General features: G+C 42.9%; 20 protein-coding genes. 6 read left to right on the top strand and 14 right to left on the bottom strand.

Going from position 1 to position 23,647, the window contains the following annotated elements:
- The 7 genes from DC094_RS18115 to DC094_RS18085 all read right to left on the bottom strand — a co-directional run bounded on the left by DC094_RS18115 (position 1) and on the right by DC094_RS18085 (position 5,825).
- Positions 1-663, bottom strand: coding sequence for a response regulator (locus DC094_RS18115; RefSeq protein WP_241504092.1), 663 nt, complete (start codon positions 661-663; stop codon positions 1-3).
- Between the two features lie 50 nt (positions 664-713).
- Positions 714-1,454 carry a tetratricopeptide repeat protein gene (locus DC094_RS18110; protein WP_116688539.1) on the bottom strand — a complete coding sequence of 247 codons (741 nt, stop codon included), beginning with the start codon at positions 1,452-1,454 and terminating at the stop codon, positions 714-716.
- Positions 1,455-1,481: 27 nt separating this feature from the next.
- A complete protein-coding gene (locus tag DC094_RS18105) occupies positions 1,482-2,294 on the bottom strand; it encodes an SDR family oxidoreductase (RefSeq protein WP_116688538.1) in 813 nt (270 codons plus the stop codon).
- Positions 2,291-2,989 carry an iron-containing redox enzyme family protein gene (locus DC094_RS18100; RefSeq protein WP_116688537.1) on the bottom strand — a complete coding sequence of 233 codons (699 nt, stop codon included), beginning with the start codon at positions 2,987-2,989 and terminating at the stop codon, positions 2,291-2,293. Before DC094_RS18100 ends, DC094_RS18105 begins: the two co-directional genes overlap by 4 nt.
- A 34-nt stretch (positions 2,990-3,023) precedes the next feature.
- Positions 3,024-4,610 carry an AMP-binding protein gene (locus DC094_RS18095; RefSeq protein WP_116688536.1) on the bottom strand — a complete coding sequence of 529 codons (1,587 nt, stop codon included), beginning with the start codon at positions 4,608-4,610 and terminating at the stop codon, positions 3,024-3,026.
- Entirely contained in the window at positions 4,601-5,374 is a 774-nt protein-coding gene (locus DC094_RS18090; protein ID WP_116688535.1) for a thermostable hemolysin, read from the bottom strand. Before DC094_RS18090 ends, DC094_RS18095 begins: the two co-directional genes overlap by 10 nt.
- 178 nt (positions 5,375-5,552) lie before the next feature.
- Positions 5,553-5,825, bottom strand: coding sequence for a hypothetical protein (locus DC094_RS18085; RefSeq protein WP_133245610.1), 273 nt, complete (start codon positions 5,823-5,825; stop codon positions 5,553-5,555).
- 255 nt (positions 5,826-6,080) lie between these two features.
- Here DC094_RS18085 and trpE point away from each other — a divergent pair, with 255 nt between their 5' ends.
- The 4 genes from trpE (at position 6,081) to DC094_RS18065 (ending at position 9,905) form a co-directional block, all read left to right on the top strand.
- The gene (trpE, locus tag DC094_RS18080) at positions 6,081-7,556 is read left to right on the top strand and encodes an anthranilate synthase component I (protein ID WP_116688533.1); all 1,476 of its coding nucleotides are present in this window, start codon (positions 6,081-6,083) and stop codon (positions 7,554-7,556) included.
- A gap of 165 nt (positions 7,557-7,721) precedes the next feature.
- The gene (locus DC094_RS18075; RefSeq protein WP_133245609.1) at positions 7,722-8,492 is read left to right on the top strand and encodes a hypothetical protein; all 771 of its coding nucleotides are present in this window, start codon (positions 7,722-7,724) and stop codon (positions 8,490-8,492) included.
- Positions 8,493-8,612: 120 nt separating this feature from the next.
- A complete protein-coding gene (gene yfcE / locus DC094_RS18070) occupies positions 8,613-9,161 on the top strand; it encodes a phosphodiesterase (RefSeq protein WP_116688531.1) in 549 nt (182 codons plus the stop codon).
- A 33-nt stretch (positions 9,162-9,194) separates the two neighbouring features.
- On the top strand, positions 9,195-9,905 hold the full coding sequence (locus DC094_RS18065) for a hypothetical protein (protein ID WP_116688530.1): 711 nt from the start codon (positions 9,195-9,197) through the stop codon (positions 9,903-9,905).
- Positions 9,906-9,971: 66 nt separating this feature from the next.
- Here the strand turns inward: DC094_RS18065 and DC094_RS18060 are convergent, their stop codons facing one another.
- Complete coding sequence (locus DC094_RS18060; RefSeq protein ID WP_116688529.1) at positions 9,972-13,115, bottom strand: efflux RND transporter permease subunit; 3,144 nt, start codon at positions 13,113-13,115, stop codon at positions 9,972-9,974.
- Positions 13,116-13,133: 18 nt separating this feature from the next.
- Positions 13,134-14,285, bottom strand: coding sequence for an efflux RND transporter periplasmic adaptor subunit (locus tag DC094_RS18055; protein WP_116688528.1), 1,152 nt, complete (start codon positions 14,283-14,285; stop codon positions 13,134-13,136).
- Between the two features lie 585 nt (positions 14,286-14,870).
- Here DC094_RS18055 and rlmM point away from each other — a divergent pair.
- Positions 14,871-15,917 carry a 23S rRNA (cytidine(2498)-2'-O)-methyltransferase RlmM gene (gene rlmM / locus DC094_RS18050; RefSeq protein WP_116688527.1) on the top strand — a complete coding sequence of 349 codons (1,047 nt, stop codon included), beginning with the start codon at positions 14,871-14,873 and terminating at the stop codon, positions 15,915-15,917.
- Positions 15,918-16,160: 243 nt separating this feature from the next.
- Here the strand turns inward: rlmM and DC094_RS18045 are convergent, their stop codons facing one another.
- Together DC094_RS18045 and DC094_RS18040 are read right to left on the bottom strand one after the other, a co-directional pair.
- A complete protein-coding gene (locus tag DC094_RS18045) occupies positions 16,161-17,528 on the bottom strand; it encodes a S41 family peptidase (protein ID WP_158527385.1) in 1,368 nt (455 codons plus the stop codon).
- Positions 17,529-18,061: 533 nt separating this feature from the next.
- Positions 18,062-19,651 (bottom strand): SulP family inorganic anion transporter, encoded by a 1,590-nt coding sequence (locus DC094_RS18040; RefSeq protein WP_116688525.1) that lies wholly within the window; start codon positions 19,649-19,651, stop codon positions 18,062-18,064.
- A 484-nt stretch (positions 19,652-20,135) separates the two neighbouring features.
- Between DC094_RS18040 and rlmF the strand changes: the two genes are divergently transcribed.
- A complete protein-coding gene (gene rlmF, locus DC094_RS18035; protein WP_116688524.1) occupies positions 20,136-21,191 on the top strand; it encodes a 23S rRNA (adenine(1618)-N(6))-methyltransferase RlmF in 1,056 nt (351 codons plus the stop codon).
- Between the two features lie 227 nt (positions 21,192-21,418).
- On the opposite strand, the gene DC094_RS18030 is transcribed toward rlmF, so the two are convergent.
- From DC094_RS18030 to DC094_RS22190, 3 genes are all read right to left on the bottom strand, one after another.
- Positions 21,419-22,168, bottom strand: a complete 750-nt coding sequence (locus tag DC094_RS18030; RefSeq protein WP_116688523.1) for an ankyrin repeat domain-containing protein — start codon at positions 22,166-22,168, stop codon at positions 21,419-21,421.
- 109 nt (positions 22,169-22,277) lie between these two features.
- Positions 22,278-22,628 (bottom strand): ribonuclease E inhibitor RraB, encoded by a 351-nt coding sequence (locus tag DC094_RS18025; RefSeq protein ID WP_116688522.1) that lies wholly within the window; start codon positions 22,626-22,628, stop codon positions 22,278-22,280.
- A gap of 593 nt (positions 22,629-23,221) precedes the next feature.
- Positions 23,222-23,380 (bottom strand): hypothetical protein, encoded by a 159-nt coding sequence (locus DC094_RS22190; protein WP_158527384.1) that lies wholly within the window; start codon positions 23,378-23,380, stop codon positions 23,222-23,224.
- Between the last annotated feature and the right edge of the window lie 267 nt (positions 23,381-23,647).

Genomic DNA, 23,647 nt, shown 5'->3' with positions numbered 1-23,647 from the left:
TTATTCTCTCTCAATCATATAACCGATGCCGCGTAAGGTGCGAATCAGTTTATTATTAATTTTTTTTCTCAAATGGTGAATGTGCACTTCAACCGTGTTGCTTTCTACTTGGTCTTGCCAGCTATACAGCGCTTCTGTCAGCTGGTCTTTGCTGCGAACTTGGCCTTTGTGTTGTAGTAAATCAGCCAGTAAAGCGAATTCTCTGCGAGATAAAGTAATCGGTTTATTTTGATAGCTGCACTGTTGGCTACCGATATCTAATTCCAGTTCACCATGGTTGATGATTTGGCTAAAACGCCGTTGATAGCGCCTTACCTGGGCGCGAATTCGTGCTAATAATTCATCCAATTCGAAAGGCTTTAACAGGTAATCATCGGCACCTAGATCTAGCCCGGAGATTTTATCTTGCAAGGTGTCTCGGGCAGTTAATATTAAAATCGGAATATCAACTCCCTGACTGCGAGCTTGCTGTAAAACCTGCAAACCATCTTTGCCGGGCAAACCAAGGTCGAGTATGACTAGTTGATAATCGCTCTTAATCACTTTAGCTGATGCGCTGTGGCCGTCGGTGACCCAATCGCAATGATAGTTTTCTGATTCAATCGCATGCTTGAGCCCTTGCCCCAGCATGCGATCATCTTCAACCAGTAGGATTTTTTCCACGTAATTTCCTAGCCTTTATGTTGGACACTCAGCCCAATAGATCTATAGGGCTAAATGCGCTCAAGTGCTTGTAAGATTTCTTGCCGACGACCCTTGTCTGCTATTGGTTGGCTGGTACGTGGGCTGGCTTGAAGTGCCTTTTCAAATGATGCTTTAGCTTGATTTTTTTTGCCCTGACTCAACCAATAATCACCCATGAAATAGTTTGGGTCTATACCATTTGGATTGATTGCCAGTGCTTTTTCTAGCATAGTTTTCGCCACATCATCGTCACCGAAGCTAATTGGCCAACCCGGTGCTTTATAATAAAGCACACCTAAGCTGGTGTAGGCTGAGCCATTGAGTGCTTGGGAATCTAGTTTTAATGCTGATTCATAAGATGATTTTGCTTTTTTAATCAGTGACAGTGCAGACAAACCACCTTCAGCGCCAGCACGGCTACTTAAAATAATACCTTTCCAAATTAATAATTCAGCTGATTGAGGGTTTTGCTTTGCTAGTTGCTTTGCCAATTTAGATAAATCTTCAAAGGCATCTTCTTGTTGCGCCTTGCTAGTTTGGTATTGGGCTCTTGCCCAGCCTTGCTGTAATTGCTGCAGTGGTGGTAAATGTTGAAATGACGTGCCGTAATGTGATTCTGAATCAGAATCATGCTCGGATTCTGATTGGTAGTAGCTGTCATGATCGGAGTCTGACTTATAGTGGCTGTCGTGGTCATCATCGCTGGCATAGCTATTAAAACTAACCAAAGAGAGTATTAGTGTGATTAAAAATGTTTGATAGCGGAACATTATGATCTCCTTAAGCTAAAAATGAAATTAAACCGGTGCTTGGGTAGAAGTGTCAAGACATTGTCGAACCGTAGGTAGTTTTTTAGCCAGGGCGTTATCTACCACCGAAGGGGCGATTTTATTGATTCGGGCAAATAATTTTTCTGGCCAGCCCAGTACGGTTTCTGCAGTTTGTTTATTGATAGCGGCAACTACCTGCTCAGCAACCCAACGGGCAGAGTCTGTTTTGCTGCCAGTTTGTTGGTTTAAATGGCGCATGCGCTGGTCATTTAATTGGGTGTCGGTAGCGCGAGGCGCGATATGCAATACCGAAATATTGCTATCTGATAGTTCACGCCGCAGTGACTCTGAAAAGCTTTGTAATCCGGCTTTACTGGCGCAATAAACGCTGTGGGCTGGCATGCCAATAAACCCCAGTGCTGAGCCAATATTGACAATGCTGGCGGACGGTTGCTGCCCTAGCTGATTTAATAGCAAGCGAGTTAAATCAATCGGTGCTAATAAATTCAATTCAATTTGATGTTGTACTTGTTGGCCAGTTTGTTCAGATAAAAAATCCAATGCCAAAGTGCCGGCATTGTTAATTAATAAATCAACATTGGTCACTTGTGATGCGAGTTCAACTCTTTGCTGAGCATTCACCAGATCGCAGGTTACAATATCAATTGTTTGCTGGGGCTTTTGTTGTAACAAGCGTTGTTTTAATTGTAACAATGCAGATTCAGAACGGCCGACTAAAGTCATTTTTTCGCTGCTAGTTAATAGCTGCTGACAAATTTCTGCTCCAATACCACCTGCTGCACCCGTAATCAGAACGTGCTTCCATACTTTGTTGCTCATACCGCCTCCGCCAATGCGTCATTTGGTGTTGGGTTTGCAACTGTATTTAAGACTGTCAGCGAGCGGAAAATATCGCCATAAAGACGGTAAAACATTTTTGCGGCATGAATAATGATTTTTTGATCATTCTCATCGATGATCTGATTCATTAAACCAGCAAAGAATTCAATATGGTCTTGATCAAGGCTGCCGTGGGAATATAAATAAGAAAATGCTTTTTCTGGTAACTGCAGGGAATCTTTAATTTTATCGGCTGCTTGGGTAGCCAATGCAACACTAGTGCCTTCCAATACTTGAACCATGCCAAAGAATGCTAATGGGCTAACGCGCTCAATTGAATCAAATGCATAGCTAACCATTAATTCGGTTGCGGGTGAAGGAATGCTGGCAGCGGCTGTTCTTTTGTCACCACCGGCATGTTCAATGTCACTTAAAATCCATTGTTCATGGCCATATTCTTCGTCAATGTATTCGGCAATCGCTTTACGCAACCATTCTTGTTCGGCCGATAATTTGCTACCGCAAGACATCAGTAGTGGCACGGTAAAGCGAACATGGTGATAAGCCTGAGTTAGAAAAGCCTGGTATAGCGCTGGTGTAATCTCACCAGATAATGCGCGTTGAATTAACGGCGCACTCAGTAAGTGATTTCTTTCTGTTTCAGTAGATTGCTGCAGTGTTTGATAAAAGCTCATACGAGTGTCCTTTAATTTGGTTATTTTTTATAAATTAAGCGCTATAAGTTTTCTGAGTATTTGGTTGGTATAACGCTTCGATTAACTCGGCATGTTGATGGTTAATTGCGGCACGCTTTAATCGACCGTTATCGGTTAGTTGTCCATTACCAATGCTGAAGGGCGCTACGATTAACCATTGTTGGATTTTTGCGTAATCCGGCAGTTGCTGGTTAACCTGATCAATTGCAAGCTGTAGCTGTTGTGGGCTGGCATCGGCAAAAGCGACAATTAACCCAGCTAGAAACGGCTGGTGGTCGCCAATGACCATGGCTTGGGCAATGCTGCTTTGGGCATTTAATAAGCTTTCTGGCCATTCCGGCGAAATATTCCGGCCTAACTGGGTGATGAGTAAATTACTTTTGCGGCCTTCAATTGAAATAAAGCCCTGGCTATCGATCGATGCAATATCGCCAGTTTTTAACCAGCCATCTTGTTGATCGGTGCTTTGCAATTGACTGTCTTGGGTTAGACTTTGGGTTGGGTTTTGGATTAGATAGTGCTGGGCGTAATGTCCTTTTAATAGCAGCTCGCCGTCGTCGGCAACACTTAGCTTTACATGAGATAAAGCTTGGCCAACTGTGCCATTTTTTTTCTGCTGAGGCTGGTTTAAACAAACTACCGAGCCCGCTTCAGACAGACCATAACCTTCAAACACTGGCCAATTTAATTGCTGGGCAGCATCCAGCCAAGTTACCGGTGTTTTTGCGCCACCAATCGCCATGAACTGCAAACTGTCAGGTAATTTCCATGGTGTGTGTGATTTATCATTTAACTTGGAATGTGCTTGTAGCAATAGACCCAATAATTGAGGCAATAAAATAATACTATGAGGTTGGGCTTGGCTGATGCTGGCTAGCAATAGTTGTGGCTGCTGTAATTTTGCACCGCTGAAACCTAAGTTTTTTGAATCAACTAATACAATAGTGCCCCGATTAAGTAAGGTCAGCCAAAGCCCGGTTAAGTTTTCTAAAAGGGTTGCCAGTGGCAGTAAACATAAATGTTTTCTTGCTTGTGTTGCTTCAGTGGCTTTTTGCACTGCAAGCAAAGTTTGCAACATGGTTTTCTGGGTTAGACAAACTCCTTTTGGCTGACCAGTTGAGCCGGAAGTGAAAGTTACTTTGCTGCAATCTTCAGGCAAGGTGTTGTTAATATTTATGCTTTGTTGGTTTAAGTGAATCGCTGAACTTTGGGTTAATCCTGCCAGCGTTATATTATTTTTATCTATTTGATTGCTGATTAGTAAATCGGCATTGGCACTTTTAATGCAATGTTGCTGTTGTTGTTCGGTAAAAAACACCGGAATTGGAACGCAGCAAATATTGGCAGCCAAACAAGCTAGGTCAGTAATCACCCAATCGACATTGTTTTCTAGCTGCAGCGCAACTACTTTAATTTGCAAAGTTTTTAACTGGCTAGCAAGGCTGTAGATTCTTTGTTGAAGTTGAAAATAACTTAATTGTTGATCGGCTGATTGCAAGGCAACCCGATGGTCAACTTTATGGATATGATCATCGCCAATTAATTGATCAATTAAGCTGGTGTTCTGCTGATAAATACCGTTGTTTGAAATTACAGACATGAATTTTCTCCGGCATTTTCGGATTCACTTAGGTCAAATGGCAATAACCCATCGAGTAGAGATGAAAAATCTAATCGGCCAGTCAGTCGCTGTAATTTATCTCGATAACTAGGTAAATGGCCTGCCAGTACCACAGGGTTGCTGTTGTAGTAATTACCCCATTTTTGTTGCTGCTGCTTGGGCAAATCCTTCAACGATGCATTGGCCAGCTGTTGCATAGGAATGCCAATTTTTTTGAAGCTGTTAGCCAATTGACTGGTGGCGGTCATCACCACCCACTCAAAACCTAATTGGTCGAGCAGCCGACCACTTAATGCAATCAAGCTACGGCCTCTGCCATTGGTTACTAGGTTGCCAATTTCAATAATTTTCTGCCGATCACAATCACCGAGAAATTGTTCGATAGGTTGGTTGAGATACTGCTCAAGAAATAATGGCTGGCTGCTGGCTGGCGTTAGACCAAATAAAAAGCGCTGGCTTGCTTTATCGGATTGCAGCTGTAAATCAACGAGCCAAGGCATCAGTATTTCTGGTTCTGCCTGAAAATGAAGCTGATAATTGGCACGAATTAATGCTTCTGCCCGAGTGCGTTGTGGGCAACTCGGGGAGATCCATTGCAGTTTTAGTTTGGGCTGCGAAGGCGATGAACTGGTTGAAATAACCGCTGGTTTGAATGGCAATCCAGTTTGCTGCAATGGCGTTTGTACCAGTGAAACAGACTGGTTTAAGCGTTGGTGATTAATCTGTGATTTGCAGCAAAACATGGCGTGCCTCCTTAAATTACTGATCAGTCTGAATCAGCAAACTTAAGGAAGTCTTAACAAAGCAGAATGTTTGTCAGGATGGTGCGAGAGTGTGAGTCAATCGACAGTTTGTGAGATAGTTATGTATGGAAGTACGTTGGTTGAATTGATGTTTTTGCTTTGGTTTTAAGCGTTAGGGCTAACTGGTCTTGGCGAGCCAAATAAAAATTACCAGAAAAGGAGATAGTGGTAAGTAAATCAGGGCTACTTTCTTTAAGATTTCTCGAAATGCATACATCTTTTGTAACTCAGGATCGTTGAGTTGTTGGTTGAATTGCTGATCAGATAGCAATGTATGGACACCGACTCTGAAATGCAGTTCAGGGTGGATAATGGAATATGGTTTGTTTCTTAGAAAAATTGAAGCGGTATCAGCAATAGAGTGTTGATCTGACCAGTCGAGAGCTGTCATTTTCTGATAGTGCTGGCACTTGTAGCGGGTGATCATCTTACGACTGAGGTATCCGATCAGATTGGTTAAGATTAGGAATGGGATAAAAATGAAAAATAAACCTAGCATTATTCGTCTTATTTCTGGAAAAACTCAATTTTTCACCTTAACAGTTTCAGTGGCAAACCAGATGACTCCGCGCATAAATATTCTCAAAGCCAGCGGTTTCGGTTAGTCTGGAACGATCAATGTGTTCCCCGATATGTAGATACCTCCATGACTTTGAATGAATTTGATCAACTGGCCGAGCAAGGTTATCAGTTGGTGCCTTTGCAGCGAGAGATTCTGGCTGACCTGGATACACCTTTAAGTACTTATATCAAACTGGCAGAAGGTCCTTACTCCTATTTGCTTGAATCAGTTACCGGCGGTGAAAAGTGGGGGCGCTACTCGGTAATCGGTTTGCCATCGCGAGAAGTGGTCAAAATTTATGGCCATCAAGTGGTGCGTGAGCTAGACGGTGAGCAGGTTGAAAGCATCACGGTTGAACAGCCTTTAGATTGGGTCGAGCAATTCCGCAAAAGCTTTAAAGTAGCGCCGGTTGCAGGATTGGATCGACAAACTGGTGGTTTAGTTGGCTATTTTGGTTATGACACGGTGCGTTATATCGAGCCAAGATTGGGTGAATGTCAATCTGAAGATCAGATGGGAACGCCTGACATTCTGTTGATGGTGTCTCGTGAAGTGGTGGTATTCGACAACCTGAGCGGCAAACTATTACTGGTGGTTTACGGTGATACCGAGGATGCCCAGGGTTACTTAAAAGCGGAAGCTCGTTTGAAAGAATTGGAGCTGATGTTGCGGTTACCAAGGCCTATGCGCCGTAACTGGAGCAAACCCCAGCAAGTCACCGAGGCTGATTTTCAATCAGGTTTTACCGAACAAGGCTTTAAAGAGGCGGTTGATAAATGCAAAGAGTACATTTACAACGGTGATATTATGCAAGTAGTGCTGTCGCAGCGATTAAGCGTTCCTTATCAAGCGCCGCCACTCGATTTATACCGGGCACTTCGCAGCCTTAACCCGTCTCCTTATATGTTTTTTATGGATTTAGGTGATCATCAAGTGGTGGGTTCTTCACCAGAAATTCTGGTTCGGCTGGAGCATGGCGATGTCACAGTGCGGCCTATTGCCGGTACTCGCCATCGTGGTGCCACCGAGCAAGAAGACAAAGCATTAGAACAAGAGCTTCTAGCCGATCCAAAAGAGTTGGCAGAGCACTTAATGCTAATCGATTTGGGTCGCAACGATATCGGTCGAGTTTCTGAAGTAGGAACCGTTCAGCTAACCGATAAAATGGTCGTTGAACGTTATTCCCACGTCATGCATATCGTCTCTAATGTCACCGGTAAACTAAAACCTGAAATGAGCTCAATGGATGTGCTTAAAGCGACCTTTCCAGCCGGTACTGTATCGGGTGCAGCCAAGGTTCGGGCGATGGAAATCATCGATGAACTAGAGCCAGTAAAGCGAGGCATTTATTCTGGTGCGGTGGGTTATTTGTCATGGCAGGGTGATATGGATACCGCGATTGCGATTCGTACGGCGGTGATTAAAGATCACACACTGTTTATGCAAGCAGGAGCCGGTATTGTGGCAGATTCTATCGCGCAAAATGAGTGGGAAGAAACCATGAATAAATCGCGGGCAGTATTCCGTGCTGCAAGTTTGGCAGCTGCAGGCTTAGACTAACATTTCAGATCTTTTTTAATAAAAAAAGTATTGACGGTTAGCTTAGTACGCTAATTGGTTGCTTGTAGTGCATAATTTTCACCATAATTAACAAGACTATTGTTGGCTGATTAATTCAGATAACAGTAGTCTTTTTTTTGATTAAAATTAGTCCATTGGTAAATTATGAAATTCTCTGAATTAATGTTGGGGGATATCATCTTTTGTCGAGGAGGGAACCCCGGTGTCTCTATTCCGCAGAAATTTTTTATGCGGGCAGGACTCGGTCTCAGCGGAAAGAGAACCAGAAAAGGTGATCCGGAGATGTGGCATACCGCAGTGGTGTGTATGAGTGATGGCATTCGTGCCAGGGGGATAGTTCACCCCGCAAAAAAAATTGCGATTGCTCATGCGGTTGCACCTAACTGGGAGAGAACAGAAATACGCAGCACCGCCTTGCCAGCCCATATGTTTCCATTCGGCTCAACTTTGCATGTTTTTCGTCATAAAGGTCCTATGGCGAATTCGATGCGAGTTGGGCACATTGCCAATAAATGGGTCACTTTTGATAAGACTCCTCGGGATTATACCAATCATGCTGAAGGGGTGCGTGGCTTGTTTGCAAGTGGTCAATATTCGATGAAAAAAGCCATTTCTCTTACAGTGAGATCTTCTGCTTTTGGTTCTAAAGCAGTCAAGCAGGTTGAGCATTATATGCAATCGCAAAATGAACCGCCAATGTCTGTAAAAGATCCGACTGTACACAGAACAATGTTTTGTAGCATGTTCACCATTGCGGTGTGGCAAGCCGTTTTAGGAACATGGGGTTCTCTTCAATATATGGAAAAAGATGCAATGAGAACTAGTCCAATGGCATTGCATGGTTATTTTTTATCCACCGAAGAAAATTGGGAAGATTTAGGAGAGTTAGAGCGAGATTGGTCTTCTCGGGTATAAATAACATCGAAAATTGTATTTAGATCAAACAGGACAGGGAAATTATTCCTTGCCCTGTTTACATTTAGGAAAAATAAAATAACCTCCAGCTAAAAGTTTTACAGTGATTTTTGGACATTTATGAAATTAATGCTGATATCTGATATTCATGGTAGCGCCTCGGCACTTGAGAAAGCGTTAGCTTTGGCAGAGCAACAAGTACCAGACAAGATCTTGTTGTTGGGCGATTTGCTAAACCATGGCCCCAGAAATGCTTTGCCTGAAGGCTATGACCCCATTCGAGTGGCTGAACTGTTGAATCAGAATGCCAGCAAGATGATCGCAGTGAGAGGCAACTGTGATAGTGAAGTTGACCAAATGTTGATCAACTTTCCAGTACTGGCTGAATTTTCTCAAGTGTTATTGCCCGAACGGCAGATCTTTCTATCTCATGGCCATATCTGGTCACCTGAAAAATTACCATTGCTTAATTCAGGTGATATATTTTGTTTTGGGCATACCCATATTCCTTTGATTGAATGCCGAGATGGAATTATTATATTTAATCCAGGCTCGATTTCTATTCCCCGTAATCAACATGTTCCGTCGGTAGGCTGGATTGAGCCACAACAACTCAAAATTACCAGTTTACAAGGCGACTTGCTGGTTGATCTACCGTTAAACGACTAGTTTGATGGGAACATTAATAAAATAGAGACAAGGATGTTTCGTTTTCTGATTCTTAATTTAAGTCGTCGGTTACAGCTAGAAGAAACACTACTCAAATATTGCTCGCCTGTAGCTATTTCTCAAGGTGTGATGCTTTATCGTGGGATTGGTGAGGCTCCAGAGCATGAAATTATTCCTAAGATCCAGACTGAGAACCGCCTTGCAATGAGTGCTTCTTTATTAGCTTATAATGGAGATGTTATTTTTCCTCGTCCTTTCAGAACAATAGGTTCGGTATTTCGCTTTGAAGACTTGGCAAATCGATTTGGTATGATTTGTAGCGGCGATGGAATGACAGGAATGAATAGTGATGAGCAAAGCTTAGCGAATGTGTATGCTGATGAAGCTTTGCAACAAACTTATGAAGAATTGCCGTTAGAAGATGTAAAACAATTGCTGGAAAAAATTGTTAGCAATGATTTTAAAAATCAATTTTTCCAAAAATTTCGAGGCAATGAAGCGCTGGTTTATTTAACCGATCAGGATTATCAATCTTCTGACTTAGCACTATTCCCTAGATCTAGCTCTTCACAATCCTCAATTGATCAAAATATCCGTATTTTCTGTAGAGCTTGGAATCATTTGAATATCGGAACAGGTAAAGAATTTGGTGTCACAATCATTGATCCGATAATGGGGATATGTAAGGCTAAAATTGGCAAAGAACGTGAATTCATTGAAGCGTTGGCTACTGATGTTAAATAATGAACTTATTTTTCATATTAAAAAAGGTGCTTAAAAGCACCTTTTTTAATGATGATAGAACGTAATTTAAATAGTTTCAGGTTTTGTATTTTTCGCTAACTTTCCTTTAACCTTATCGCGCATATTCTGAATGATCTGGTAGAAAACTGGAACCAACAACGTTCCCAAAATGGTTGCCAACATCATACCAAATAAGACGACTACGCCAAGTGAGCGGCGACTGGATGCACCTGCGCCGCTAGCCAATACCAGTGGCAACACACCTAGTACAAATGATAGTGCGGTCATTAATACTGCACGGAATCTCAGCTTGGCTGCGTTTAATGCGGCTTCGAAAACAGTTTGTCCCTGTGCGCGCAATTCCACTGCAAATTCGACAATTAATATCGCAGTTTTGCTGGAAATACCAATCAATAACACCATGCCGATTTGTGCATAAACATCGTTGCTCATGCTTGGAATTAGTAGTCGGAATAATGACAAGCCAATAAAGGCACCCAAAATGGCAATCGGTACTGCGCCTAAAACAGCAAATGGAATATTCCAGCTTTCATATTGTGCTACCAGGAATAAATAAACAAACAATAGAGCCAAAGCGAAAATAAAGGGTGCTTGACTGCCTGATTCAATCTCTTGCAACGACTGACCTGACCACTGATAGCTATAACCATCAGGTAGTTGATCTGCCAGTTCAGACATAATACGAATCGCATCGCCAGAACTGTAACCATCAACAGTTGAGCCATTGATGCTGGCAGAGCGGTACAAATTATAATGTTTGATCGAGGTTGGACCTTGCACCGGTTCTAGGGAAGCCAGCGCATTTAATGGCACCATTTCATTGTTTTTGTTTCGCACATAGAAATGCTGTAAGTCAGAAGGTTTAGCTCGATACTGACTTTCTGCTTGTAGCGTTACCTGATAACTGCGGCCAAATAAATTAAAATCATTAATATATAGTGAGCCCAGTTGGGTTTGTAATGTCAAGAAAATATCAGATAACGGAACCCCTAACGCCTTAGCTTTGTTACGGTTGATATTTAATTGATACTGGGGGATATTTGCACGATAGCTACTGTTTACACGCGTCAATTCATCTTTGCTATTGGCTTGATTAATTAAGCCGCCCATTACTTGTGCCAACTCTTGTGGTGATTTTCCTGAAGTATCTTGCAATCGGAAATCAAAACCACCGGTACTTCCTAATCCAGGAATAGGAGGCAATGGGAAAGCAATCACTCGGGCTTCTGCCAGTTGATTGAGTTGAGCCTGAAGTTTTCCAAGAATGATAAATTGATTTAGTTCAACGCCAGGACGATCTTCCCAGTCATCAAGAATAGCAATCGCCATCGCACCATTGGAGCCGGCACCAGATAATAACGAGAAGCTGGAAACGCTGACCACATGTGCAACACCCGGCTGCTCACTAATAATAGCGCTGACTTTTTTTAGTGTTTCGGCAGTCCGATTTCCAGACGCGGCATCGGGTAATTGAACATCGACCATAAAGTAACCCTGATCTTCATAGGGCACAAAACCGGTTGGTGTGGTTTGCAGCATGTATCCGGTGGTCGCTAGCAAGCCGAGGAACAAAACCCCGATTAATGTACTGCGACGCAATAATGAGGCGACGACGCTACTGTAGCCACCGGTCATTTTTTTAATTAATCGCTCAAATGGCGCAAGCCATTTTAATTGGCTCTGACCAGGCTTAAGTAATAAGGCACATAATGCAGGGCTGAGCGTTAATGCATTTAAAGAAGAAATTAAAACAGCAACCGAAATAGTCACTGCAAACTGAGTATAAAGCTTACCGGTTAAACCCGGCATAAATGCAACAGGAACAAACACCGCCAGCAGAACTAAAGTGGTTGCAATAATAGGGCCAGATATTTCAGTCATTGCCTGCTTGGTGGCTTCTATCGGCTGCATTTTTTCTTCGGTGATCAGCCGTTCGACATTCTCAATCACCACGATGGCATCATCAACCACTACGCCAATCGCTAGCACCAGTCCAAATAATGTGATGGTGTTAATCGAATAACCTAGCAAGCTCATTACAGCAAAGGTACCGACCAGAGAAACTGGAATCGCCAAAGCTGGAATTAAGGTGGCACGAATATTCTGTAAAAACAGAAATACCACTAAAATAACCAATGCAATTGCTTGTAGTAATGTAATGACTACTTCGCTAATTGATGCGCGAATAAACTTGGTGGTATCAAAAATAATTTTGTATTCAATGCCTTTCGGAAAGGCTTTGGACAGGCGCTGCATTTCTTTTTCAGCGGCGGCTGCGACATCCAGTGCATTAGCATTTGGTTGTTGGTAAATCACCAAAAATGCAGTGGGACTGTTATCAAGAAACGCTTCTGCAGTGTAGGTTTTTGCACCTAATTCAATTCGTGCCACATCTTTTAAATGCACCGATGAGCCATTAGGATTGGCACGAACGATGACTTGTTTGAACTCATCAACTGACTGCAATCGACCACGAGTTTGAATACTGTATTCAAATTGTTGGCCAGGAATGACCGGGCCTGCGCCTAATTTTCCTGCTGCGACAATGACATTTTGTTCTTGAAGCGCACTTCGCAAATCGGAAATGGTAACGCCCAGTGCTGCCATCCGATCAGGATTTAACCACACGCGCATTGACCAAGTACGTTCACCGAGCACTTGGGCATTGGCCACGCCAGGAATTCGCGCCATATTTTCAACAATATTATTAGAGGTATAATTACTGAGAAAAATACCGTCATGGGCTGGGTCGTCAGAAACAAGATTAATACCCAATAACATTGCTGAAGATTGTTGTCGAACCGTCACACCAGATCGAGTGACTTCTTGGGGAAGCTTGTTTTCTGCAATGGCTACCCGGTTTTGTACATTGACCTGAGCCTGCGCGGCATCAGTGTCGGTGCGAAAAGTAATGGTAATCGAAGCAGAACCATCATTGCTGGCAGTTGATTCGATATAGAGCATATCTTCAACGCCATTAATTTGTTGTTCTAACGGTTTAATAACCGCCTCTTCAACAACTTGAGCGCTGGCGCCTGGATAAAATGCAGTGACAGAAATTTGCGGCGGGCTAATTTCTGGAAACTGAGCAATTGGCAGTTTTAGTAACGATAAAATACCGGCTAGCGTAATAACAATGGATATTACCAATGCAAAGCGCGGCCGTTTTATAAAAAAGTGGCTAAACATTTGACGGCTTCCTGATGGTTACTGGTTAGCCGGCAAAATAGCACCGGTTTTATTATCGACTGTGGCAGCTTTAGCAATGACTTCGATACCACTACGGATTTTTTGTAATCCTTCAACCACTAATTTTTCTCCACCGGTTAAGCCTGCAGTTACTGCCCACATGGCATTGATGCGGCGACCCAATTTGACACTCTTGCGAATAATTCGGTTATTTTGGTCGGCCAGCATCACGTAATAACCCTGCTGGTCTTGCTGAACAGCTGATTGAGGAATTAATGGCTGTTGTGTTGTGTCAATTGACTCTGCCCGCAGGGTGACAAAATAACCCGGTATCAGCACCATTTTCGGATTAGGAAAACTGGCACGCATAGTTAAAGTGCCGGTGGATTGATTCAATGCCGTATCGGGAAAACTGAATTTGCCCTGTTCTGCATAAATAGAGCCGTTAGCCAATTCTAGCGACAAGTTTATATCGCCCTTTTCCTTGGTGCTTGCTTGGGAAGATTGCTGCATAAAATTAACCAGCTGCTTTTCTTCTAATTGGAAGGTGACATACATAGGATCTAATCGAGTGATCGTCGCCAAGCCATCTGAACTTGGGCTGACCAATGCGCCAATGCTGAAATTAGCTTTGCCGATCATGCCGTCAAAAGGTGCAGAGATCTTGGTGTATTGCAAGTTGATTTCAGCGGTTTCAACCTGCGCTGAGGCTGATTCTACTAAAGCTTGCGCTTGCTCTTTTTCACTGATGATTTTGTCATATTCAGCTTGGCTCACTACACCTTTGCGATATAGCGGTTTGGATCGTTTTAAATCTCTGGTGGATTTACGTAAACCGGCCTGTGCTTGCTTTAGTTGCGCCTGAGTTTGTTTGAGAACGGCAGACAAGGGTTTGGGATCAATTTCAAACAGCAGTTGGCCCTTGTTGACGGATTCGCCCTCTTTAAAATGGCGTGCAATTAAATAGCCTTCAACTCGGGCTTTCAGGTTTGCCTGGTCAACTGGTTCGGTTCTAGCAATAAATCGCTGCTGAAATGCTACTGGCGCCAGTTCGACCTGACTTACTAATACTGCGGGAGATACCGCTTTCTGACTGACGGGTGCGGATGATTGATTGCAACCTGTCAGCCACAGCAAGGTGATAGCTGCAATAGCAATTATTTTTTTCATTTTAATTGATCCAGATAAGAGAAAGCCAAGTAAATAGCAGAGATAAGCTATTGAGACATCAAGTATAGAAAATTGCGGTTGTCGCGTTATTTTTCCTACTTTACCACTCAGTTGATTTTATAAAAATTAGCGTTAAAGAAGCAAACAAGCTTCATTTGCATTTTTGTAATGGTCTAACTGATAAGTTTGCTGATAAAAGTCAATTTAAATACTTGATAAAGTCTGCGGATCTCAATTGAATAGATTGTTTTTAGCTAATTTTTATTGGGCGCTATAGACATAGTGACTGTTGCTGTTAAATATCAAACTAATAACTACAACTTGTTCGATCTTAGGCAGACTTGGGTGCTGGCATAATGGATCGCTTTGAGCGAAAATTCGCCGCTGAAACTTCAGCGCCAGTCTTCGCGGGCTTGGTTGTTGAGAATACGCTTTATCCCCGCCGTAGTTAAAGATGCATGGCATTAGCTTGCTTGCTCCAACCGCTTACTCTTGTAAGCTGATGGCGTTTCGCTAGTTTGCTGCTTACTGGTATCTCCAATTACTTTGGGTATATTTTGAAGCTCTAAATATTATCGGATCCCCATGCAATCCTTGCTTTTATATTGTCGTCCAGGCTTTGAAAGTGCCTGCGCTGCAGAAATTACCGACCTGGCAGCAATGTCGGAAGTTTACGGCTATGCCAAGACTGAACGTGAATCTGGCTTGGTGCTGTTTGATTGTGGCTCACAAGAATCATTGGAGCATTTTGCTAGTCAACTGAGCTTTCAACATGTGGTTTTTTCTCGGCAAATTGTTTTGGTGGCACCTGTATTGGAGTTGTCAGCTGAAGATCGACTGACGCCAATCATGCTGGCAGCAACTGAATTGCCGGTATGTGGCAAGCTATTTATTGAAAGTGCAGATACCAATGAAGGCAAGGCTTTGTCGGCGTTGTGCCGTAAATTTAAGCCGCATTTTGAACGTTCATTGGTCAAGCAGAAACGCTTGCAAGATAAAGAATCATTACCATGGATGCATTTGATCTTTGAATCTGGCACGCGTGCTTGGTTGGGTATTAGCTTGAAAGGCAGGCGCTCTCCTTGGCCAATGGGCATTCGTCGTTTGAAAATGCCGGGTTCTGCACCGAGCCGCTCAACACTTAAGTTGGAAGAAGCTTTTCATTACTTTCTGACTCGCGAGAAATGGCCAGAGTACTTAAAACCAATGACAACCGCAGTCGACCTTGGTGCAGCACCGGGTGGTTGGACTTGGCAATTTGTAGAGCGTGGAATTAAAGTCATTGCAATTGACAATGGGCCGATGGAACACAACCTGATGGGCAGCGGATTAGTTAAGCATATCAGGGCTGATGGCTTTACTTATCGCCCATCAGGCACGGTCGATTGGCTAGTTTGCGATATGGTAGAAAAGCCAGCACGAGTGGTTGAGCGTATGGCGACCTGGTTGGAAAAGGGTTGGAGTCGCCGGGCTATTTTCAACCTAAAATTACCGATGAAGCAACCATGGAGATCGGTAAAACTTTATTTAGAGCAGCTGACAGAGCGATTACCCGATCATTCGATTCGAGCCAAGCAGCTTTACCATGACCGCGAAGAAATTACAGTGTGTATTTTGCCGCTTGAGAATTAAAATATTATTGCTATATCGTCGATAAAAAAGGAGCCTAATTTGGCTCCTTTTTATTTCCAGGGAAGGAATGTATGTCGATGAAGGCAGGAAGCCGGATCGACGATTTCCAGGGAAGGAATGTATGTCGATGAAGGCAGGAAGCCGGATCGACGATTTCCAGGGAAGGAATGTATGTCGATGAAGGCAGGAAGCCGGATCGACGATTTCCAAAGCTGGAATGATTTGCACCCTGTGATTGTTCTGTTACATGCGGCGCTTAACTTCGATAATAGCTCGTTGCAGCATTTTATCTTGATCGGAAACAAAGAACGCTGGGTCGCGCTTGACCATATAATCTGGTTGTATGCCATATCCGGCGTAATCAATTTTATCGCTGTAATTACCGCGCTGAGTTGCCACGGTTAAGCGACCTCCGCCCGGTAGTGGGAATTCTACTTGGCGAGTAGTGGTATCACCGCTCATTTCACCTAGCAACAAAGCATTACGCATTTGATGGACATAACCCAATAGGTTCTCTGCACCACGGCCCATATCGCGGCTGATTAGGAAAATCATCGGTACTGTTTTCTTAATGCCACTTCTATTGGGATATAAATCAGCCCCTTGGCTGCCAGACCAACTTAAACCAATTGGGTGACCATTTGCATCTACATCGGTTGAACGAATGCGCGTTTTCCAGCTTGGGCCGGTTAACTTGGTTCGAGTCAGGTAAGGCAAAATACCGGCAGCCAGCTGATTGCTATTACTTTGATTGAAACGTAAATCGATAATTAGGGCTTTGGATTTACGAATCAGTGACCGAGATTTTTTAATTTGAGATAAGGTTTGGCCAACTTGCTGATTACCTAAGTTGATATAACCAATACCACCTTCAAGTGTACTGGCCTGGTAGTTTTGGTTTTTTTCAATCACGCCACTGGCAGTAACCCATTTTGGCGGATTACTGATGGCATCTCGCTTCATACTGGCAGAGCTTATTCGGCCGCTTTGGGTTAAATATACCACGGTAATTTTTGAACCCGGCTTACCGGTTAGTGCTTGCTCTATTCCTTTTTCCCACATGGAATAAGGAGAAGATGCTGCGATCCTGGGGAAGGTTTGTTCGCGTAGATTCTTATCTAATGCTTGCCCATTAATACCTAACACGATTGACCCTAAAGGGATTTTCTTTGCTAGCTCCTCAGAAATCGCAGTAATTACTGCTTGTTGTAAAGAGTCTTCAATTTTGAGTGGCGGATAATCAGCTAGGCCTTTTGGCATCTCTACATAAGTATTGCTGTTTTTCAGTAAAGCGACGAAAGCTTGTAGTTGTTGGTAATAGGCTAATGTCGATTTGCTGGCGAGTACTTCAGCGACTGATTTTTTATAGGCTTTCTCGTATTCCAGTGTTGGCACTCGGTCAAAGAAAGCGTAGTTATACATCGTTTCTTTGCGAATCAAGTTAAGTCCGTAGAGTTTTTCTTGATCAGTTAGCTGGGCTGGTTCACTAGCTGCATAAGCTAAGTTACATGCCGTAGACAATAAAATCACTGCTAAAGCAGTAGCTATTTTACTGAAAGCACTGGATATTTTTTTGCAAAATACTTTTGCAGAGGAAGCTAATATCTTCATTTTGAGTGTGAATTCCTGTACTGCAGCAGTGACTCGGATCGAAATATTTGAAATATATTTAAAGAGCCTAACGGGAAAAGAGATATGAGCCATTGCGTGCATCAAAGTTATCTAACTTTTTCGTATAAAAAAAAGCTTTGCTGTCACTTATGGCACTCTCTCACTTTTAAATAGTTACGCTGCTACGGTGGTGATTTATGGTGTAAAAAATCAGGCTCAAGAGAGTGACTCAAACAGAATGCTATTCCTAGTAGGCTCAGATAAAATGCAAATTATTCAGATTAATTGAATCAATTGCTGTTTGGAGTGCTTGGAGCTTGCTGGAAGGAAGAGTGGCCGAAGGATATAGCGTGAAGGCTGTCTAAAAAGAGCATAACTAGAATGGCAAGTGCATCGGAGTTTTTATAAGTACCGAGCAAAGCATGAATCCGCCAAATGCAGGCCTGAATCAGGTTTAGTTTAACAGAAGCATGCTCTGCTCGGGTTTTCTAGCTAACGAAGTATGACACTTCGTCAGCAAATTTTAAATTGAATTATGCAAAGTCGTCAGTTGCAATACGATACTTTGGATCTTCAATCACATTTACTTCAACCAATGCGCCAGCGCGATGCAATAAAGTACGGCACTCAGGGCTTAAGTGGCGTAAGTGCAAACGCTTGCCTGCATTTAAATAACGCTCCGCCAGTGAATCAATTGCTTCTAGTCCTGAATGGTCAACCACTCGAGAGTTTCTGAAATCAATAATCACATCTTGCGGATCATTGGCAATATCAAATAGTTGTTTAAAGTGGCTGATAGAACCAAAGAATAGCGGGCCATTCAATTCATAAATCTTGCTGCCATGCTCATCGATATGATCATCGGCATAAACATGTTTAGCGTGTTCCCAAGCGAAGACTAATGCAGAAACAATCACACCGACTACCACAGCAATTGCCAAGTCGGTCGCCACAGTTACCGCAGAAACCAATATGACAACAAATACGTCAGCTTTTGGAACTTTGCCAATAATTCGCAGGCTGGACCACTCGAAAGTACCAATGACCACGATGAACATCACACCTACCAGTGCTGCAATCGGGATCAGCTCGATCAGATCAGGTGCCAGAATAATAAAGCCCAGTAATGCTAAAGCTGCTGTAATGCCCGAAGCGCGTCCGCGACCACCAGAGTTAATATTGATCATACTCTGACCAATCATTGCACAGCCACCCATGCCACCGAACATACCGGTAACAGTGTTTGCCAGGCCTTGGCCGACACATTCACGGTTGCCCTGACCACGGGTTTCGGTCAGTTCATCAATCAAGGTCAGTGTCAGTAAGGACTCAATCAGGCCGATTAATGCCAGAATCACTGCGTAAGGCAGAATGATCGTTAATGTTTTGATGGTCAAAGGAACCAGCGGGTGGCCTTCAGTAAATGCGCCGGCTAAAGGTGCATAGGCTGCGCTGTCCGGGTTAATGCCTTGGCCAAAAGGCCAGTGGAAAGAAGGTAAACCACCATTCAGCTGGGCGATATCACCCACACGTAAAGTATCAAGGTCTAGCCCCATTACAAGCAAACTTAAAGCAACAATCGCAACTAGTGCGGCAGGTATTGCTGTAGTTAATTTTGGCAAGAAATGAATAATAGCCATGGTCAAACCGACCAAGCCGAGCATCATTACCAATGCTTGACCCGATAACCAATTGCCATCAGGAGTTTGGAATTGAGACATTTGAGCCAGGAAGATAACGATTGCCAAGCCATTTACAAAACCAAGCATTACCGGGTGCGGCACCATTCGAATGAATTTGCCCATTTTGAATGCGCCAGCCAGCATTTGCAGAACACCGGTAAGAATCACCGTAGCAAAAAGATATTCAACGCCGTGTTGGCTGACTAAAGCCACCATTACCACGGCCATAGCGCCCGTTGCGCCAGAGATCATACCTGGGCGTCCACCTGCAACTGCGGTGATCAAACCCACCATAAAGGCAGCGTACAATCCAACCAAAGGTTGAACCCCTGCAACAAAGGCAAAGGCAACTGCTTCTGGAACTAGAGCCAGGGCTACCGTCAACCCCGAGAGAACATCATTTTTTAAATTGCCGGCGGCACCGGTGCTCAGTTGGTACATTAATTATTTCCGTTTCAAATGCCCTTCGCAGGAATAATCAACTTCTGTGAAGGCGAAGGGTCGCGTATCCTACAAAATGTCAGTGCTAACTGCAAAGGTATTGTCGGTTTAGCCTGCTTTTCTATTGATATGCATGAAAGTTTCCGTTTTTTTACCGAAGTTATTGTAAATGCGTATCACCTTATTATTGATACTGTAATGAAAACAGATTGAGAGTATGGCTAAAGAAACCTGCCAAGGAATTGTTTGAACCTGTTTTTGGTAACATTTAGTTGAGTTATTCAATGATGCAAAAGTGAACGAGTGAGTTTGACAATTTAATTCATAACAAGTGACTGTTATTGGATAATTGGTTTAGCTGCTGCACAGATACTGTTATCGCAATAGCATTGATTCAAGTCGACCAGAATTTTCAGTACCCGCTATAATCGCCGCCATCTACTCAAGTGATGCCAGCTATAGCCTTTAAAGCTTCAGGATTTTAATGCGTAATCGATCCAAATCTTCCCATGTTTCTAAGTCCAGCACTTCCTATGCTTCAAAGCCCAGTGCAGTTAAGACTTCGAAATCAGTCGATACTGCAGTGAAAGCTAAAGGTCAGCTGCATTCGAGAAGTTTGCATCAGTCAGACTATGACTTTCAGTTGCTATCTAAAGTTTGCCCACAATTGAAGCAGAAGATAGTGACAACGCCCCAAGATAAGCAATCGATTCGCTTCTCTGATCCTTTATCAGTCAAGTTGCTCAACCAGGCATTGTTAAAGGCGCATTATTCAATTGAGTATTGGGATTTGCCAGCTGGCTATCTTTGTCCGCCAATCCCGGGCCGTGTTGACTCAATCCATTATATTGCTGACTTGCTGGCAGATAGCTTGAGCTTGTCTCAAAAACAGTTGTCTGAAAGAAAAGTCACCGGGCTGGATATTGGCTGTGGCGCTAACCTGATTTACCCGTTGCTGGGACAAAGTGTTTATGGTTGGCATTTTGTTGCGGCTGATATCGAAAAGAAATCTCTGGCAGCAGCTAATTTATTAATTGAGAAGAATCAGCTGCAAAAAAAAATAGAATGTCGCTGGCAGGATAATCCACAAAATATTTTCAAAGGGATTATTCAGCCAGGCGAGATATTTGATTTTTCAATATGTAATCCACCATTCCATTGCTCAGCCGAAGATGCAGCCGCAGGCAGTTTGCGCAAACACACCAATTTGCAAAAAGCTAAACAAAAGCGAGCGGGCAAGCCGCGTTTAAAAGAAACGGTTGTGAATTATCCATCAGGCAAGCAGCAGTTAAACTTTGCTGGCCAGCATAATGAACTGTGGTGCGATGGTGGTGAATCGGCATTTGTTCGGCGGATGATCGAGCAAAGTAAAAGCTATGCAAACCAATGCTACTGGTTCACTTCTTTAGTCGCCAAGAAAGAAAATTTACCGGCGATTAAAAAGGCCTTAGCCAAAGCTGAAGTGAAGCAGCAGAAAATTATCTCAATGAGCCAGGGGCAGAAAATTAGTCGAATGGTGTGTTGGAGTTTTATTGAATAGACAATGTTGTTTTGTATGTTTAGGCTTTGACCCCATTGAAAATTTTTAGGGTTGCGGAAATTTAAAATTATCCCGATCACTGTAGGTTAGAAAAGCCCCAGCGCCTTCTGACGAGCAATACAAAACGTCAGATGGTGCTCCGCTAATCTAACCTACCTGACATAAAATCAAGTGCCGAAAGAGATAGGGCATTTTTTACCTGCTGCGGCATTAATGGATTGAAGTTTTTAATGGTAGGTGTTTTTCGATTTTCTTTGTCTGTTTTCAATCAACTGCTTGATCTCTTGAATCGTATGATATTGCTTGCTTTCTTTGATTAAGCGACCTTCGGTTTTAAGTAAAAGAGAAAGTATATTCCCAGAAAAAACGCTTGTTTCTACGGTATGCTCAGCCCCCAGTTCCAGCAAATACAATATACATTCAAAATTTCCTACTGCATAACAATCAAAAACAACATTTCTCTTATTCCCTCCTTCTGTAACATAGCTGAACACAGCCCCATACTTAAGCAGCAGTTCAGCATTTTTTTTATACCGTAAAAAAAATGCAAGTGTTAAAGCACTTTTAGCGCCATCTACTGAATTGGGGTTTCCTCCATTCTTTAAAACAAGTTCTAACAGCTTTGGCTGATTCACCCGTGACAGGAATGTTACCGCCGCTCCACTATATCCTGCACGCTTCTGATTTGGATTTGCGCCTAACTTCAGCAAAGTCTCAATACTATTATAATTCTCTGCCTTAATAGCCCATATTAACGGCGTTATGCCGTTTTTTCCGACTTTATTAGGGTCAAGCTTTTGCTCCAAAAGCAATGTTTCAATCAGTTGCACATCTCTACGAGCGCTTGCTGCGAGTAGTTCCTGATAGGTTGTATCTGTATACACGGTAGCCACATCTACACCTTCAACTTTTCGTCCATTAGAACAACCAATAAGAAAAACACCCAGCAATAGAAAGAGAATTCTTTTTAATATCATATTAAAACCTGACTACCCACAAATTTTCTCTGGGATTTTCTTGAAATACAGTCAACACCGTGCTTTGTAATTGAAGCACCGTGATTATGTAAGATTGCCTGTAGTGCGATCAGGCTTTAACACCAAAACAACCCCAGCCAGCATTTTTTCCACCTAGAGGTTTGGCATGCTGCAGCAACAAATCTTCAAAGCCGGTGATTTGCTGGTGATCTGGCTCCATTTCAACCCAGACTAAAACTTCAACCGGCTCAGCTGATTCAGGCTCATCTCTCAACATGACTTTCTGGCGTTGTAACAATAGAAACTGGGCGAATTGAGCAGCAGCGTCTTCATCGGAAAAGGCAATTGAAAATTCGATTTCACGCGGCTGCTGCAGTTGATCGCCACTTTGCTGCATCTGCCATAAGGCATCACCGGTTTTATCGCTGGGGAACTGCTGCGGGTTGCGGGTTAGAGGCATTATGCTGCACTGCTGGCTGAAAGAAACATAGCATGCAGTTTGCCATATTTAAGGTAAGTAGGCAGCAGCAAAGTGTCATTGTTAATATTTGTTTGTCTATATCAGTTGTTAGGGAAATAGCTTGTTCCCGAGGCACCGAATCTTATGTTGCATGTAGATTTGATAAGCCTTAGGCATAATCAGACACTTTTGGAACGTATCGCCAGATGTCTGATTTCGCTACGTGCCCCACACGGAAGTGGGAAATGCCGAAAAATGTATGGAACATTTTCGGCCTCATCAAACCTATAATATTCGGAACAATTTTAAATTTCTGAGCCTCTCATCTGACACTTTTCGTTGTTCGTTAAACGGCGCCTTTGGCTTATCAAATCTACCACAGCAAAAATTTATCAAACTCAAAACTACATTAAAAACTGCCAGCTCATAGGTTAGATTAGCGCCAGCACTATCTGACGTTATAGCAACAAATCCAAAATATCAGATGACATTGCGTTTATCTACGGTAATCGGAGTAATTTAAAATTTCTGAGATACTTGATTCGCTATTTGATGTTCAGCACAATTTTATTGTGCTGAATAATGGCTCAGATTTAAAGTGATGTATCGCGATAGGCGCGGGTCTGCTGCTCAAACTCAGGCGATAATTTGGCGATGAGTTCTGAGTCGGCGAGATTGTTGGCTCGTAATGTCATTAATATGATACCTGCATTGGAACGGCTGTGATTGTGGTAATCAAAAATCCGCGCCATCTCTTTATCGAGTGTTCTAACATTTTCATAGAGCTCGCCGTAACGTTGATGAGCGCTTGCATCGGGCTTTCCAATAATCTCTGAATGTTGCTGTAGCGCTTGTTTGCAAAACTCATTAACGGCCTTATCTTTGATTTGTTGTAACCATTCAGCATGTCACACCAACCGATCCAATTTCTCCTGAATAAAGTCCGGCCATTTACCCGCAAATAATAACGACAAAGCTTCCCCAACACCGACCCCATTTTTTTGGCAGGTCGATATATA

Source organism: Pelagibaculum spongiae (assembly GCF_003097315.1).
Classification (GTDB): Bacteria; Pseudomonadota; Gammaproteobacteria; order Enterobacterales; family Pelagibaculaceae; genus Pelagibaculum; species Pelagibaculum spongiae.
The sequence above is the reverse complement of the archived record's forward strand: the minus strand, read 5'-3'. Positions and strand labels throughout refer to the sequence as shown.

Bases quoted from the DNA above. Each gene is read 5' to 3' on its own strand.
- DC094_RS18110 (WP_116688539.1), bottom strand. From the start codon at position 1,454: ATGTTCCGCTATCAAACATTTTTAATCACACTAATACTCTCTTTGGTT.
- DC094_RS18105 (WP_116688538.1), bottom strand. From the start codon at position 2,294: ATGAGCAACAAAGTATGGAAGCACGTTCTGATTACGGGTGCAGCAGGT.
- DC094_RS18100 (WP_116688537.1), bottom strand. From the start codon at position 2,989: ATGAGCTTTTATCAAACACTGCAGCAATCTACTGAAACAGAAAGAAAT.
- DC094_RS18095 (WP_116688536.1), bottom strand. From the start codon at position 4,610: ATGTCTGTAATTTCAAACAACGGTATTTATCAGCAGAACACCAGCTTA.
- DC094_RS18090 (WP_116688535.1), bottom strand. From the start codon at position 5,374: ATGTTTTGCTGCAAATCACAGATTAATCACCAACGCTTAAACCAGTCT.
- DC094_RS18085 (WP_133245610.1), bottom strand. From the start codon at position 5,825: ATGACAGCTCTCGACTGGTCAGATCAACACTCTATTGCTGATACCGCT.
- trpE (WP_116688533.1), top strand. From the start codon at position 6,081: ATGACTTTGAATGAATTTGATCAACTGGCCGAGCAAGGTTATCAGTTG.
- DC094_RS18075 (WP_133245609.1), top strand. From the start codon at position 7,722: ATGAAATTCTCTGAATTAATGTTGGGGGATATCATCTTTTGTCGAGGA.
- yfcE (WP_116688531.1), top strand. From the start codon at position 8,613: ATGAAATTAATGCTGATATCTGATATTCATGGTAGCGCCTCGGCACTT.
- DC094_RS18065 (WP_116688530.1), top strand. From the start codon at position 9,195: ATGTTTCGTTTTCTGATTCTTAATTTAAGTCGTCGGTTACAGCTAGAA.
- DC094_RS18060 (WP_116688529.1), bottom strand. From the start codon at position 13,115: ATGTTTAGCCACTTTTTTATAAAACGGCCGCGCTTTGCATTGGTAATA.
- DC094_RS18055 (WP_116688528.1), bottom strand. From the start codon at position 14,285: ATGAAAAAAATAATTGCTATTGCAGCTATCACCTTGCTGTGGCTGACA.
- rlmM (WP_116688527.1), top strand. From the start codon at position 14,871: ATGCAATCCTTGCTTTTATATTGTCGTCCAGGCTTTGAAAGTGCCTGC.
- DC094_RS18045 (WP_158527385.1), bottom strand. From the start codon at position 17,528: ATGAAGATATTAGCTTCCTCTGCAAAAGTATTTTGCAAAAAAATATCC.
- DC094_RS18040 (WP_116688525.1), bottom strand. From the start codon at position 19,651: ATGTACCAACTGAGCACCGGTGCCGCCGGCAATTTAAAAAATGATGTT.
- rlmF (WP_116688524.1), top strand. From the start codon at position 20,136: ATGCGTAATCGATCCAAATCTTCCCATGTTTCTAAGTCCAGCACTTCC.
- DC094_RS18030 (WP_116688523.1), bottom strand. From the start codon at position 22,168: ATGATATTAAAAAGAATTCTCTTTCTATTGCTGGGTGTTTTTCTTATT.
- DC094_RS18025 (WP_116688522.1), bottom strand. From the start codon at position 22,628: ATGCCTCTAACCCGCAACCCGCAGCAGTTCCCCAGCGATAAAACCGGT.
- DC094_RS22190 (WP_158527384.1), bottom strand. From the start codon at position 23,380: ATGGCGCGGATTTTTGATTACCACAATCACAGCCGTTCCAATGCAGGT.